At 37.0% G+C, this 14,299-nt stretch carries 12 protein-coding genes, 1 riboswitch and 1 other annotated feature; of the genes, 11 read left to right on the top strand and 1 reads right to left on the bottom strand.

Annotation, left to right across the window (positions count from 1 at the left end):
• The first annotated feature begins 2 nt into the window (after positions 1 to 2).
• From rimI to IGJ46_RS09370, 4 genes are all read left to right on the top strand, one after another.
• Positions 3 to 467, top strand: coding sequence for a ribosomal protein S18-alanine N-acetyltransferase (gene rimI / locus IGJ46_RS09385; protein ID WP_002359702.1), 465 nt, complete (start codon positions 3 to 5; stop codon positions 465 to 467).
• Complete coding sequence (gene tsaD / locus IGJ46_RS09380; protein WP_002378561.1) at positions 464 to 1,510, top strand: tRNA (adenosine(37)-N6)-threonylcarbamoyltransferase complex transferase subunit TsaD; 1,047 nt, start codon at positions 464 to 466, stop codon at positions 1,508 to 1,510. The genes rimI and tsaD overlap by 4 nt, the downstream gene beginning before the upstream one ends.
• A 42-nt stretch (positions 1,511 to 1,552) precedes the next feature.
• Positions 1,553 to 1,756 (top strand) — a binding site (T-box leader).
• Between the two features lie 71 nt (positions 1,757 to 1,827).
• A complete protein-coding gene (gene argS, locus IGJ46_RS09375; protein WP_002372206.1) occupies positions 1,828 to 3,519 on the top strand; it encodes an arginine--tRNA ligase in 1,692 nt (563 codons plus the stop codon).
• A 155-nt stretch (positions 3,520 to 3,674) separates the two neighbouring features.
• On the top strand, positions 3,675 to 4,175 hold the full coding sequence (locus IGJ46_RS09370) for an HD domain-containing protein (RefSeq protein WP_002356666.1): 501 nt from the start codon (positions 3,675 to 3,677) through the stop codon (positions 4,173 to 4,175).
• An 80-nt stretch (positions 4,176 to 4,255) separates the two neighbouring features.
• Here IGJ46_RS09370 and IGJ46_RS09365 read toward each other — a convergent pair whose 3' ends face one another.
• On the bottom strand, positions 4,256 to 4,588 hold the full coding sequence (locus IGJ46_RS09365; protein WP_002356667.1) for a helix-turn-helix domain-containing protein: 333 nt from the start codon (positions 4,586 to 4,588) through the stop codon (positions 4,256 to 4,258).
• A gap of 97 nt (positions 4,589 to 4,685) precedes the next feature.
• On the opposite strand from IGJ46_RS09365, the gene IGJ46_RS09360 reads away from it, so the two are divergent.
• The 7 genes from IGJ46_RS09360 (at position 4,686) to IGJ46_RS09330 (ending at position 14,117) form a co-directional block, all read left to right on the top strand.
• Entirely contained in the window at positions 4,686 to 5,039 is a 354-nt protein-coding gene (locus IGJ46_RS09360; RefSeq protein WP_002359704.1) for a hypothetical protein, read from the top strand.
• Positions 5,023 to 10,125, top strand: coding sequence for a SpaA isopeptide-forming pilin-related protein (locus IGJ46_RS09355; protein ID WP_430613773.1), 5,103 nt, complete (start codon positions 5,023 to 5,025; stop codon positions 10,123 to 10,125). Before IGJ46_RS09360 ends, IGJ46_RS09355 begins: the two co-directional genes overlap by 17 nt.
• A gap of 28 nt (positions 10,126 to 10,153) precedes the next feature.
• Positions 10,154 to 10,297 (top strand): hypothetical protein, encoded by a 144-nt coding sequence (locus IGJ46_RS09350; protein WP_002356674.1) that lies wholly within the window; start codon positions 10,154 to 10,156, stop codon positions 10,295 to 10,297.
• Positions 10,294 to 11,544 (top strand): glycosyltransferase family 2 protein, encoded by a 1,251-nt coding sequence (locus IGJ46_RS09345; RefSeq protein ID WP_218391211.1) that lies wholly within the window; start codon positions 10,294 to 10,296, stop codon positions 11,542 to 11,544. The genes IGJ46_RS09350 and IGJ46_RS09345 overlap by 4 nt, the downstream gene beginning before the upstream one ends.
• 50 nt (positions 11,545 to 11,594) lie before the next feature.
• Positions 11,595 to 11,664, top strand: a riboswitch (Fluoride riboswitch).
• A 76-nt stretch (positions 11,665 to 11,740) separates the two neighbouring features.
• On the top strand, positions 11,741 to 13,006 hold the full coding sequence (locus tag IGJ46_RS09340; RefSeq protein WP_002362212.1) for a voltage-gated chloride channel family protein: 1,266 nt from the start codon (positions 11,741 to 11,743) through the stop codon (positions 13,004 to 13,006).
• A gap of 49 nt (positions 13,007 to 13,055) precedes the next feature.
• Positions 13,056 to 13,334, top strand: a complete 279-nt coding sequence (locus IGJ46_RS09335; RefSeq protein ID WP_002356679.1) for a UPF0223 family protein — start codon at positions 13,056 to 13,058, stop codon at positions 13,332 to 13,334.
• Positions 13,335 to 14,117: an inositol monophosphatase family protein gene (locus IGJ46_RS09330; protein ID WP_002379684.1), complete on the top strand. Its 783-nt coding sequence runs from the start codon at positions 13,335 to 13,337 to the stop codon at positions 14,115 to 14,117.
• Positions 14,118 to 14,299: the final 182 nt, after the last annotated feature.

The following is a 14,299-nucleotide window of genomic DNA, read 5'->3' as shown; positions in this document are numbered from 1 at the left end:
AAATGTTAGTAACAAAAAAAGAAATATCTGTAGCAAATATTGGTGAAGAATTATGGCGTTTTAGTAATTCTTCTTATACAACTGGCTCCCCTTGGACAGAAACACAATTCGCGGAAGATTTTGCTCAGGAAAATAGCGAATATCTTTTTTTAGTTGAAAATGGCCAGTGGTTAGGTTATATTGCCTATCATTTTATTTTAGATGAAGCAGAAATTAGTCACGTTGTTGTGAATGGTCAGAAACAACACCAAGGAATTGGTTGTCAGTTAATGAAAGCTTTTAAAGAATATGTTAAAAGTCGTGACATTACACAAATTTTCTTAGAGGTCAGAGAATCGAATACATTAGCTCAAAAACTTTATGAGAAAACAGGTTTTCGGAAAGTAGCTGTTCGAAAAAATTATTATAAAGAACCGCAAGAAAATGCCTTTGTAATGTGTGCGAAATTAAGGAAGGAAGCCCAATGACAATTTTTACAAAAGAACGTAAATTATTATTAGCTGTGGAAAGTAGCTGTGATGAAACAAGTGTGGCTGTCATTGAAGATGGCGACAAAATTCTTTCCAATATCGTAGCTTCGCAAATTAAGAGCCATCAACGTTTTGGCGGAGTCGTTCCGGAAGTTGCGAGTCGTCATCATGTTGAACAAGTGACGATCTGTATTGAAGAAGCATTAACAGAAGCAAAAGTCACACCAGAAGAACTCAGTGGCGTTGCTGTGACCTATGGGCCTGGGTTAGTCGGTGCTTTATTAATAGGACTTTCTGCAGCAAAAGCATTTGCTTGGGCGCACCAATTACCACTTATTCCAGTCAATCATATGGCTGGGCACATTTATGCTGCCCGTTTTGTGGCACCGCTCGAATTTCCATTGATGGCCTTACTCGTTAGTGGAGGACATACGGAATTGGTCTACATGAAAGAAGATGGCTCTTTCAAAATTGTTGGTGAAACACGTGATGATGCAGCTGGTGAAGCGTATGATAAAGTCGGACGTGTGTTAGGGTTGCCTTATCCTAGTGGCAAAGAGATTGATGCTTTGGCCCATGAAGGCACAGATACCTACCAATTTCCACGGGCGATGCTAAAAGAGGATAACTATGACTTTAGCTTTAGTGGTTTGAAAAGTGCGTTTATTAACACGGTTCATAATGCAGAGCAACGTGGTGAAGTACTGTCTACAAAGGATTTAGCCGCAAGTTTTCAGGCGAGTGTGGTAGAAGTATTAGTGACTAAAACCATTCGTGCTTGTCAAGAATATCCTGTTAAGCAATTGCTAATCGCTGGGGGCGTTGCTGCGAATCAAGGATTACGAGAAGCAATGAGACATGCAATCAGTGAACAATTACCAGAAGTGACATTACTTATTCCGCCATTAAAACTTTGTGGGGATAACGCGGCGATGATTGGCGCTGCCGCCTTTATCGAAGCTGAAAAGAATCACTTTGCTTCGTATAACTTAAATGCAGAACCTGGCGTTAGTTTTATGACAATTAGTGAAGAAGGCTAGCCAGCTAGACAAAAATTTGCTATAATGAAGCCAGTTTAACAATGACATTCGATGATAAAGAGAGTACTTATTTCAACGTCAGCTTAGCGATCTTGGGAAGGTGGGAGCCAAGAGTGATCGGAATGAGGAAGCGCACTTTTAGAATTCTGCTGAAAGCAGACGGCAATCACCGTTATCGATGAAGCAGGTCTATCCAAGTAGTATAGACAATTAGAGTGGTACCGCGGGTAAATTCTCGTCTCTGACAAAACAAATTATTTTGTTTTGTCAGAGACGTTTTTGTTTTTTATACTTACAAATTAATCAGGAGGGTTCTTATGAACAACAAAGAAATCGTAGCAAAAGCGTTACATGATGTTTTAAATGAAGAATTAACGATGGATCAAATCGAACAATTATTGGAAAATCCTAAATCTGTTGATCATGGAGATGTTGCTTTTCCAGCCTTTTCATTAGCTAAGATTTATCGTAAAGCACCACAACAAATTGCAGCAGAATTAGCAGAAAAAATTGATGGCACAAATTTTGAAAAAATTGAAGTGGTGGGACCTTATTTAAACTTCTTCATGAATAAAGAAGCAGTCAGTCAAGCTGTTATTGGCGAAGTAGTCAAAGAAAAAAACAACTACGGAAACAGTACCTTTGGCAATAATGGCAATGTTCCTATTGATATGTCTTCACCAAACATTGCTAAACCAATTTCTATGGGGCACTTACGTTCTACGGTAATCGGGAATTCAATTGCCTTTATTTTAGAAAAAATTGGGTATCAGCCAATTCGGATTAACCACTTAGGTGACTGGGGTACACAGTTTGGTAAGTTAATTGTAGCTTATAAAAAATGGGGTTCTGAAGAAGCAGTCCGCCAACAACCAATTAATGAATTATTGCGCTTATATGTGCAATTTCATGAAGAAGCAGAAGAAAAACCAGAATTAGAAGACGAAGCACGTGCATGGTTTAAAAAATTAGAAGAAGGAGACCAAGAAGCTAATGAATTATGGAAATGGTTCCGTAGCGAGTCTCTAAAAGAATTTGATAAAATCTATTCCATGTTAGAAGTTGAATTTGATTCTTATAATGGCGAAGCCTTTTATAATGATAAAATGGATGAAATTGTTACTTTATTAGAAGAAAAACATTTATTAACAGAAAATCAAGGTGCAGAAATTGTTGATTTGACAGAATATAATTTAAATCCAGCACTTATTCGTAAATCAGATGGTGCGACGTTATATATCACACGGGATTTAGCTGCTGCGCTTTACCGTAAACGGACGTATGATTTTGCCAAATCACTTTATGTAGTCGGCAACGAACAAAGCAATCACTTCAAACAATTAAAAGCAGTCTTGAAAGAACTAGGATTTGAATGGTCAGATGATATGGAACACATTCCGTTTGGTTTAATTACTCAAGGCGGTAAAAAATTATCCACACGTAAAGGGAAAATCGTTTTATTAGAAGAAGTATTGAATGAAGCAGTTACTTTAGCAGGAAATCAAATTAACGAGAAAAACCCAGACTTAGCAAATCGTGAAGAAGTGGCGAAACAAGTAGGTGTAGGTGCAGTTATTTTCCATGACCTTAAAAATGATCGTCTAAATAATTTCGATTTTGTATTAGATGAAGTTGTTCGTTTTGAAGGCGAAACTGGGCCATATGTTCAATATACACATGCTCGTGCGATGAGTATTTTACGTAAAGCAAACTTTACACCAGACGCTACACAACGTTATGCACTAAATGACAAGGATAGCTGGGAAGTCGTGAAGTTGTTACAAAAATTCCCTGAAACTGTGATGCAAGCTGCTGAAAAATATGAACCATCTGTTATTGCGAAACATAGCATTCATTTAGCACAAGCGTTCAATAAATATTATGCCCATGTTCGGATTTTGGATGAAGATGCTCAAAAAGAGGCACGCTTAGCGTTAGTTTATGCAGTAGCTACTGTTCTAAAAGAAGATTTACGTTTACTAGGGTTACATGCACCAGAAGAAATGTAGAAGTTTTTGTGAAAATTTTACTGCGTTGAACGCTAAACTTATTAAGCAAATATTAAAGTTAAGTTACAGATTGAGAAATTCATAGTAATTAAATAGCTGGGGTGCTATACTCGAGTCAAGTTATAAAAGGATTAGAAAAGGTGGCACCCAATTATATGACAGAAAAATGGCGTGAAGACGAAGAATATCTTTCTTATGTAGAAGATTTATTAGCAACCGAAGAAGTCCAAAAATTAGCAGAATACACACAACATATGCATTCAACTCGTTTAGAACATTCAATTAGTGTTTCCTATCATAGCTATAAATTAGCAAAGCGTTGGAACGGCAATGCTCGTGCAACAGCTCGTGCTGGTTTATTACATGATTTGTTTTACTATGATTGGCGCACAACAAAGTTTGACGAAGGCTCTCATGCCTATGTTCATCCACGAATTGCAGCCAAAAATGCTGAAAAAATTACAGAGTTGTCTGATTTAGAACGAGACATTATTATTAAACATATGTGGGGCGCAACTATTGCACCACCAAAATACAAAGAAAGTTACATTGTAACCTTTGTTGACAAATATTGTGCTGTCAAAGAAGCGGCGTTGCCGATGACGACAGCCATGAAAACCAAATGGCGTCAGTATTTTGGTCAACAGTCAATCTAAAAAAAGCTTATCCGTAAGGATAAGCTTTTTTTGTTTGACGTTGACTAAAAAGTCTAGCATTCATCTATTTAAAATAAATATTAAAAGTAATTTTGTTCTGTTAATTTCTTTTGAGCGTATCGAAAGACTGCTTCTTGATTTTCAGTTGTTAACTGTTTGTAAATGTTCATAATATTGGTTGGGACAACAAATGGCGTTTCTTCCGTTTCAGGAATACCTAAGATTTCAAGAGGTGATACATCTAAAATTTTAGATAAGGCGACAATTTTATCCCTCCCCATATTTTCAATCATTCCAGTTTCCCATTTCCTGACGGTACTTTTTCCAACACCAACAAAATTTCCAACTTGTTCTAATGTAAGATTTTTCTCCATCCTTTTTTGCTTCAAAAAATTTTCTTTCAAAAAAACCACCTCCGTAAAAACATTCTAGCACAAAAAGTGTCGCAAAAGAAACATGTTTTTTTCAAAATGAAAGTAACGAATATAATAGAAAAATCAGCGTTTTTTAATGATATTGACGTTTTTTTCACAAAATGATATAATTTTCAGTGTCTTATTAGACACTGAAAAGGGGGAGAGTAAAATGGAATCAAATTTAATTCACTCAAAATTGAAAATGAAAGGAAAAAATGTTGAGTGGTTGGCAAATGAAATGACTGCATACGGGCAACCAATATCCGCTTCAACGATTTACAAAAAATTAAAAGGAGAAGTTGTTTTCAAAGCATCGGATATTAAATTGATTTCACAATTGTTGGATTTGAATAATGAAGAAATTATGACTATTTTTTTTAGTGAGCTAGTGTCTAAAAAGACACATATTAGTGTTGAAAGGATTGTGATGAATGAAAAAAAGTATTAATAAGTTATTTTCGATTTGTTTAATTATCTTTACTATTATAGGATCTAATACAAGTATTATTTCTTATGCAATGGATAATGAAAGTGGCACACAAATCCGGTCTATAGCTGTTGAATATCCGGGGGAAAAAACGGAAATTGTTGCTACAAAAGATTGGGCGACAGTTTCTTTGTCATTAGGAATCTCTGAATTAGCAAGCGGAGAGACGATGACATTAAGGATGGCTAGCGAAAAATATTCCTATTCAATGACACCTTTTGAAATTGGAGACGCACTTCAAGTGATTCCAAACGATGATGGTACTTGGACGATTAAAGCCTTACAAACGCTTACAGATTACTCAGCAGATTTGCAACTGAAGCTACGATATAATCAAAATTTATCAGAAGATTTTGAAGATCAAGTCGTTTTTACTTTTGGTGATTCACAAAAAATTGTCAAAATTAATATCGGGCAATACGTGGAGAAAGTTCCGCCAACTGAACTGGTTCGAAAAGTCCCGTTAGGATTTACCTCAGAGGGAAGAATTGCCTGGGTCATTTATTTTAACTATAATCAAGCAGGTCTTTCAGGTTCAGAAAAAACAACCTTTAAATTTTTAGATAATGTAGGTCCAAACCAAACATTAGCTATTGACAGTATTGCTGCATATCTCACCAAGCAGCCTATTTTAGAAACAAATGGTGAAATGATTCGGAATTTGGAACATGACGAATATAGTTATGATGCCAGTCAATTTTTCCAAAAAAATGCCTCTGAATCTGGATTTAATTATGAAGCAGAAAAATTTGAAGGAATACCAACGACCACGGGCAGTTATCTTTCCAATAAAAATGCCTATTATATTTATTTAGAAACGATTCCAAATGAAAATATTCCAAGTGATGCCGTGCTATCAAATTACACGTATATGCGTATTTCTAGTGAGGGATTCGATGCTTGGGAAGATGATGATATTGCCTACATCACAGCAGACGAGAGTAGTGATGGAACAGGTCGAGGGGGTGTCGTTTTAGAAAAAATTGATGCAGTAACTGCTAAAGTTTTAGAAGGTGCTGTTTTCAAAGTCGTGAACACAAAAACACAACAAGTTGTTCAAGAAACATTAACCACCAATCAAGCAGGTCAAATTCGTTTAGCTGGTTTGGAAGCTGGTCAGTATGCATTCATTGAAACAAAAGCACCAACTGGTTACAAGTTAGATGCAACGCCAGTTCCATTTGAAATTAAGTTAGAACAAACACAGACGATTCGCTTGAAAAAAGAAAATACGCGTTTAGAAAACCAGTTAAAAGTAGAAAAAGTAGATGAAAATAATGAGGTGAAACGTTTAGCAGGTGCTGAATTTTCGTTGTATGACCAAAAAAATAATCTAATAGAAAAAGGTGTCACGAATGAAAATGGCGAGCTGTTATTTTCAAATTTATCACCTGATGGAGAATATTATTTAGTTGAAACGAAGGCGCCTAATGGCTATGAATTAGACGAAACTAAACATCCTATTTCATTTGCTGGAAAAGCCGACTACACTTTAACATATCGGGTGAAGAATAAGCAGCAAGTACAAATTGGGTCCATCAAAATTGTTAAACAAGATAAAGAAAGCAAAAAACGTTTAACAGGCGCAGAATTTCAGTGGAAAGATACAGTGACAGGAAAGACAGGAACAGTGACAGTTGGAACCGATGGAACCATCACAATTCCCAACTTATCCGTCAATCGTACGTACGAAATCACAGAAACGAAAGCACCAGTGGGGTATGTACTAGATAAAACCGTGCATAAAGTCACTTTAACAACTGCACAAGCCAATAAAGTAGTGACTGTAACTGTTGACAATGTAGCGCAAAAAGGCTCCATCAAAATTGTCAAACAAGACAAAGACAGTAAAAAACGTTTAACAGGCGCAGAATTTCAGTGGAAAGATACAGTGACAGGAAAGACAGGAACAGTGACAGTTGGAACCGATGGAACCATCACAATTCCCAACTTATCCGTCAATCGTACGTATGAAATCACAGAAACGAAAGCACCCACAGGTTATGTACTAGACAAAACCGTGCATAAAGTCACTCTAACAAGTGCACAAGCCAATAAAGTAGTGACAGTAATCATTGAAAATACAGCGCAAAAAGGCTCCATCAAAATTGTCAAACAAGACAAAGAAAGCAAAAAACGTTTAACAGGCGCAGAATTTCAGTGGAAGGATACAGTGACAGGAAAAACAGGAACAGTGACAGTTGGAACCGACGGAACGGTCACAATTCCCAATTTAGCAGTTAATCGTACGTATGAACTTACAGAAACAAAAGCCCCCACAGGTTATGTACTAGACAAAACCGTGCATAAAGTCACTTTAACAACTGCACAGGCAAATAAAGTAGTGACAGTAACTGTTGACAATGTAGCGCAAAAAGGCACCATCAAAATTGTTAAACAAGACAAAGAAAGCAAAAAACGTTTAACAGGCGCAGAATTTCAGTGGAAAGATACAGTGACAGGAAAAACAGGAACAGTGACAGTTGGAACCGATGGAACCATCACAATTCCCAACTTATCCGTCAATCGTACGTATGAAATCACAGAAACGAAAGCACCCACAGGTTATGTACTAGACAAAACCGTGCATAAAGTCACTTTAACAACTGCACAGGCAAATAAAGTAGTGACAGTAATCATTGAAAATACAGCGCAAAAAGGTAGTCTAGCAATAATCAAAGTAGACAAAGATTCAAGAAAACGTCTAGCAGGTGCAGAGTTCAAATGGCGTGATACGGTGACGGGAAAAGAAGGAACAGTTGTAGCCGACAAAAATGGACAAGCACTGATAACAGATTTGCCAGTCAATCGTGTATACGAAATTACGGAAATTAAAGCACCAAATGGCTATATCTTAAATAACAAGACTTACCGAGTTATCTTAACGACTAATTTTGCAGATAAAATTGGTTATTATACCATTGAAAATACAGCGCAAAAAGGTAGTCTAGCAATAATCAAAGTAGACAAAGATTCAAGAAAACGTCTAGCAGGTGCAGAGTTCAAATGGCGTGATACGGTGACAGGAAAAGAAGGAACAGTTGTAGCTGACAAAAACGGACAAGCCCTGATAACGAATTTGCCAGTCAATCGTGTATACGAAATTACAGAAATTAAAGCACCAAACGGCTATATCTTAAATAACAAGACTTACCGAGTTATCTTAACGACTAATTTTGCTGATAAAATTGGTTATTATACCATTGAAAATACAGCGCAAAAAGGTAGTCTAGCAATAATCAAAGTAGACAAAGATTCAAGAAAACGTCTAGCAGGTGCAGAGTTCAAATGGCGTGATACGGTGACAGGAAAAGAAGGAACAGTTGTAGCTGACAAAAACGGACAAGCCCTGATAACGAATTTGCCAGTCAATCGTGTATACGAAATTACGGAAATTAAAGCATCAAATGGCTATATCTTAAATAACAAGACTTACCGAGTTATCTTAACGACTAATTTTGCAGATAAAATTGGTTATTATACCATTGAAAATACAGCGCAAGAAGGTAGTCTAGCAATAATCAAAGTAGACAAAGATTCAAGAAAACGTCTAGCAGGTGCAGAGTTCAAATGGCGTGATACGGTGACAGGAAAAGAAGGAACAGTTGTAGCTGACAAAAACGGACAAGCCCTGATAACGAATTTGCCAGTCAATCGTGTATACGAAATTACAGAAATTAAAGCACCAAACGGCTATATCTTAAATAACAAGACTTACCGAGTTATCTTAACGACTAATTTTGCTGACAAGATTGGTTATTATACCATTGAAAATGTTGCGCTACGTGGCAATTTAAAATTAATTAAACAAGATGGTTACTCAAAACAACGTTTAGCAGGCGCACAATTTAGATGGCGTGACACAGTGAATGGGAATACAGGCGTAGTAACTGCTAATGCTAATGGTGAAGCAACTTTGTATAATTTTTCCGTCAACCGGATTTATGAAATTACAGAAATAAAAGCACCAAATGGTTATATACTTGACAGAACGGTGCATAAAATTCTTTTACCTGCGAATTATGCTGGCAAAACCTACACGTTCACCAAAAATAATCAAGCTCAAAAAGGCGCCATCAAAATTGTTAAGCAAGATGGATATACGAAACAACGTTTAGCAGGCGCACAATTTAAATTCCGAGATACAACCAATAATTATACTGCAACGTTTACAGCGAATAGGAACGGTGAAGTACTGATTACTGGATTAGCCGGTGATCGTATCTATGAGGTCACAGAAATCAAAGCACCGAATGGCTATATCATAGATAGACGTGTTCATAAAGTTGATTTACGTGGACAAGGTGGTAAAACCTATACATTAGTCTTAAATAATCAAGCACAAAAAGGCGCCATCAAAATTATTAAGCAAGATACGGATACAAGAAAACGTTTAGCAGGAGCGAAATTCAGATTTCGCGATACTACCAATAACTATACGGCAACATTTACAGCAAATGGAAATGGTGAAGTACTGATTCCAGGATTATCGTCGGATCGTATTTATGAAATCACCGAGATACAAGCGCCAACTGGGTATGCGTTGGATAGTAGGGTCCATCGGATTGATTTACGAGGTCAAGGCACAAAAACGTATACGTTAGTGTTAAACAATAAAGCAAACTATGGTGCTATCAGAATTATTAAACAAGATGTTGAAACAAAAGCACGTTTAGCGGGCGCTGTTTTTGAATGGAAAGATACAACTAATGGCTATACACAAAGAGTAACAACAGGTTGGGATGGTACAGTCACTATTAGTGGGCTATCTGTCAACCGGGTATATGAAATTAGAGAAGTTCAAGCGCCGGCTGGTTATTCACGAAATACTACGCCAACACGCGTCAGTCTGACGCAAAATCATGCGGGTCAAACAATTGCAATTGTTCGAGAAAACCGAAAAATACCGGTTTATAATCCGCCACCACCAACATATTGGCCAGGATATATTCCACCAGTTACGTACTATAATCCACCTGTGTACTATAATCCTCCAAAGTATTATTATAGGGGGTGTGTGATGGTCATCGTGGTGGTGTGTTGGTAAAAAACAAATAGAGAGAAAGGGGTATTTAATGAGCCAATCAGCTTTACCAAAACTTGGGGTAATTTCAACAGGCGCCTTTTTTGTGGTTGATTTAATTGGCGTTATTCTAGTTTCGATTGTCACTGCCTACATTCTATACCGTTATTTTTTTAAAAGAGGTCAAATTACATGATTTATTTGTATCAGTTATACAAAGTAATTATGTTCATCTTCTTAACCTATTTATTTACAAGTTTATTTCTCAGTTTTCGAACAAGAAAAAAAACAAGAAGAGAAGTCGAAGTAGCAGAAGAATTTTTCTGCTACTTTCTTGTACCGTGTGTAAACGAGGAGAAAGTCATCGGAGAAACATTAAAAAAACTGGTTGCTTTACCAATTAAGAAAAAAATAATTGCGATTGATGATGGATCAACGGACCAAACCAAAGCAATGATGGACAGTATTGCTGGTCCAATCCAAGTTCTGTCTCGTCAATTTCCCAATGCGCAAAAAGGCAAAGGAGCCGCTTTGAACCACGCTTTCCAAATTGTATTAACAGATGCAGAAAAAGGACACTATTCTTGGGATCAAGTTTTAGTGGGTGTGGTAGATGCAGATGGTTTTTTTAGTGAAAATATTGTCAATGAGCTAACTGCTGTTTTCACAGATAAAACAGTCTGTGCTGCGCAAACAAGAATCAAAATGAAAGATGTCACAAATTTTATGTTTATTGCACAAGATGTTGAGTTTTTTACGATTAATAATTTTATTCAAAAGGCGCGTCGAGCAACAAAAACCATCGGACTTGGTGGCAATGGTCAGTTTTTTCGATTATCAATGATTACCGAACACTTAGGCTATCAGCCTTGGGGAAATGCTTTATTGGATGACTATGAGTTAACCATTAAATTAATGCTGAAAGAGTTATCGATTGCTTATATTGACGAGGCCTTTATGGCTCAAGAAGCACTGAGAGATGTGAAACGTTTTATTCGTCAACGAAGTCGTTGGGTTCAAGGAAATTTAGATTGTTTAGCGTATTTACCCAGGGTGATTAAATCAAAGTCATTAACGCTAAGGCAGAAGTGTGGAATCTATTATTTTTTAGCGCAACCCTTTATTAATCTCGTAGCGGGGATGCTCGTTTTTGTTTTAACTGGGCTTCAACTGCAACACTTGTATAGGTTAGGCTTTTCGTTATCGCTTGTCATTAGTTTTGTTTTGGCCGTCAGTATTTCGTTAGTTTTCGGCATTTTTTTTACAATCAACTATTATCGCGAGTTGAAAAATTTTCAACTAAAAGTACCTGCAAAACTGGGGATGATTATTTTGCCTTTTACTATTTCCTACATGTACTTAATTTTATTCGTTAGTGTGGTGATGGCTTATTATCGGTTTATCAAAGGTAATAGCACGTGGATAAAAACGGAACGCAATTGATTTTTTATTGCACTTTCCAGAGTTGCGTGGTATTATTTTTAATAGTTTAATAGCAACATGGTGATGGTGTTCACCACGAACTATTTATTGGACGAATAAATTAATGACGCCTACCAAACGGGAGAAGTGTACCCTTTGGTAGGCTTTTTCTGTACGCTAGGATTGGCGATAAGAAAATTGTAAAGGAGCATGTAAAGTGAAAAAAGAAACAAAGCAACTACTATCAATCGGCGGTTATATGGCAAAATGGTTGCTCATTACCGCAATTATTGGTTTATTTATGGGGGCGTTATCCGCCTTTTTCTTAAAGAGTCTCACCTATGTAACAGATGTTCGTTTAGCAAATCCTTGGTTACTCTTTATCCTCCCCATTAGCGGTGTCGTTTTTACGTATTTCTATACGCGTTTTGGGAAAAATGCTAGCCGAGGAAATAACTTAGTGATTGAACAAGGCAATGGCGGGGAAGAAGATATTCCCTTGCGCTTAATTCCTTTAACATTGTTTGGCACGATTACTACGCACTTATTTGGTGGTTCTGTTGGTCGTGAAGGGACGGCGGTGCAAATGGGGGGCGCAATCGCGAATGCTGTAGGAAAAGTCTTTAAACTGTCCGCTTTGGAACGACAAGTAATTATTATTAGCGGAATTAGTGCAGGTTTTAGTTCTGTTTTTGGCACACCATTAGCGGGAACGGTTTTCGGATTAGAAGTTTTGGCGATTGGAAAAGTTCGTGCAGAGGCACTTTTCCCAAGTTTTTTTGCAGGCTTATTTGCTAATTTTGTGACTGAAAGTTTTGGTGTAACACATACGCATTATCCGATGGGCAAAATTCCGACTTGGTCGGTTGAACTATTTGTAAAATTATTTTTGGCATCGATTTGTTTTGGTTTGGCAGGTTGGGTTTTTAGTCGTTCCATTGTCTTTTTAAAAAAGACCTACGCAAATTGGTTTGCTAATGTCTACCTTCGTGCGTTTCTTGGCGCTGCCATTGTCGTTCTGTTTGTGCTCGTCTTAAACAACCAACGTTATTTAGGCTTGAGTTTACCTTTACTAGAAGATGCTTTTGCAGGCAATGCGCAGCCTTTTGATTTTGTTGGGAAATTATTCTTTACGGTGTTATCCTTGGGTGCCGGATTCCAAGGAGGAGAAGTGACGCCATTGTTTGAAATTGGGGCTACGTTAGGGAGTTCTTTGGCCCCTTTGTTACATCTGTCAATTCCTTTTTTAGCAGGTTTAGGATTTATTGGTGTTTTTTCTGGCGCCACGAATACGCCGATTGCTTGTTTCATTATGGGCATTGAACTATTTGGTAGTGAAGCGGCAGTCTATTTTTTCATGGTCTGCTTAATCAGTTTTATGTGTTCAGGAAATAGCGGTATTTATGCTTCGCAACAAAGTTTGTATCGCAAAGGAACAGCAGAGTATCCTCTCTTTAATGCATTAAAAAATCGACGTAAATAAGATGTTTTTTTATGAAAATATGCTAAACTAGAGAAGATGAGGTGAAGACATGAAAGACTATCAATATCCATTAGATTTAGATTGGACGACAGAGGAAATGGTGATTGTCACTAATATGTGGACAGCAGTTGAGCAAGCCAACGAAACAGGCTTGCCTGTTGACAAATTTTTAACAACTTATCAACAATTTAAAACGGTCGTTAAAAGTATCGGCGAAGAAAAACGCTTAGGTCGTGAATTTGAAAATGCTTCAGGATATTCGTTATATCGTACGCTTCAACAAGCTAAAAAACAGGGAAGCGGTAAATTAAAGCTGGGGGATGATTAGATGACTGAAACGCAAAAATTTGTTCAAACAATTCAAAGTTGGCTTTTTGAAGCAGCCGATGTGATTCGAATGAACTTGGAATCAGAGTTAACCGTTCAACAGAAAAATGGCCGCACTGATTTAGTGACAAATATGGATGAACAAACCCAAGAATTTTTAATGAATAAAATTCAAACAAATTTTCCCGAAGATCAAATTTTAGGGGAAGAAAAAGGCTACAATACTTTAAAAAGTTTTGCTGGTCGCGTGTGGATCATCGATCCGATTGATGGCACAATGAATTTCGTGATGGAAAGAGAAAATTTTTGTATTATGTTAGCTGTTTATGAAGACGGCATTGGTAAATTAGGTTTTATCTATGATGTGATGCGAGAAGAACTTTATTGGGGCGGCAAAGGGCTTGGCGTTTATCGGAATAATCAATTATTAAAAGCGCCTACTATGAAAGCCTTGGCAGATGGATTATGGGGCATGAATGCTTACATGCATGGAAAAAATATTCATCACGCAACGGAAATCGGACAAGCAAGTATGGGCGTGCGTATTAGCGGTTGTGCAGGTTTGGAAATTATTGCCATGTTAAAAGGCAACCATCATGGCTATTTATCTAATCTAAGTCCTTGGGATTATGCAGCAGGCTTAGTACTTTTGGAAGAATTTGGGTTTAAATACTCTGGTATTACAGGAAAACCATTAACTTTTGCGGGTCGTGAATACTTTATTGCAGCAACTCCTGAAACCTATGATGAAGTATTTACCCGGTATTTAAATGAATCGGAATAATCAAAGAAGAGCGTTGCTGAAAGGTAAGGCTCTTCCTCTTTTAAAAGAGAAAGATTTGTAAAAAAATGTCCTTGTTTTCAGAAAAAGCCGAATAATTTCTAAAACTTTCATTATTTTTGCAGGCGAAAGCCTTTTTTTAATGAAAAAAGTTTGCTATAATAAGCAGTCGGCTTTTATGGACT

Origin of the sequence: Enterococcus sp. AZ120, from assembly GCF_050546165.1 — a bacterium.
Lineage (GTDB): Bacteria > Bacillota > Bacilli > Lactobacillales > Enterococcaceae > Enterococcus > Enterococcus faecalis.
This window is presented reverse-complemented; position numbering and strand designations above follow the sequence as displayed.

What these genes read in the sequence shown, in the direction of transcription:
- rimI (WP_002359702.1), top strand. Translation starts at nt 3, where the DNA reads ATGTTAGTAACAAAAAAAGAAATATCTGTAGCAAATATTGGTGAAGAA.
- tsaD (WP_002378561.1), top strand. Translation starts at nt 464, where the DNA reads ATGACAATTTTTACAAAAGAACGTAAATTATTATTAGCTGTGGAAAGT.
- argS (WP_002372206.1), top strand. Translation starts at nt 1,828, where the DNA reads ATGAACAACAAAGAAATCGTAGCAAAAGCGTTACATGATGTTTTAAAT.
- IGJ46_RS09370 (WP_002356666.1), top strand. Translation starts at nt 3,675, where the DNA reads ATGACAGAAAAATGGCGTGAAGACGAAGAATATCTTTCTTATGTAGAA.
- IGJ46_RS09360 (WP_002359704.1), top strand. Translation starts at nt 4,686, where the DNA reads ATGATATTGACGTTTTTTTCACAAAATGATATAATTTTCAGTGTCTTA.
- IGJ46_RS09355 (WP_430613773.1), top strand. Translation starts at nt 5,023, where the DNA reads ATGAAAAAAAGTATTAATAAGTTATTTTCGATTTGTTTAATTATCTTT.
- IGJ46_RS09350 (WP_002356674.1), top strand. Translation starts at nt 10,154, where the DNA reads ATGAGCCAATCAGCTTTACCAAAACTTGGGGTAATTTCAACAGGCGCC.
- IGJ46_RS09345 (WP_218391211.1), top strand. Translation starts at nt 10,294, where the DNA reads ATGATTTATTTGTATCAGTTATACAAAGTAATTATGTTCATCTTCTTA.
- IGJ46_RS09335 (WP_002356679.1), top strand. Translation starts at nt 13,056, where the DNA reads ATGAAAGACTATCAATATCCATTAGATTTAGATTGGACGACAGAGGAA.
- IGJ46_RS09330 (WP_002379684.1), top strand. Translation starts at nt 13,335, where the DNA reads ATGACTGAAACGCAAAAATTTGTTCAAACAATTCAAAGTTGGCTTTTT.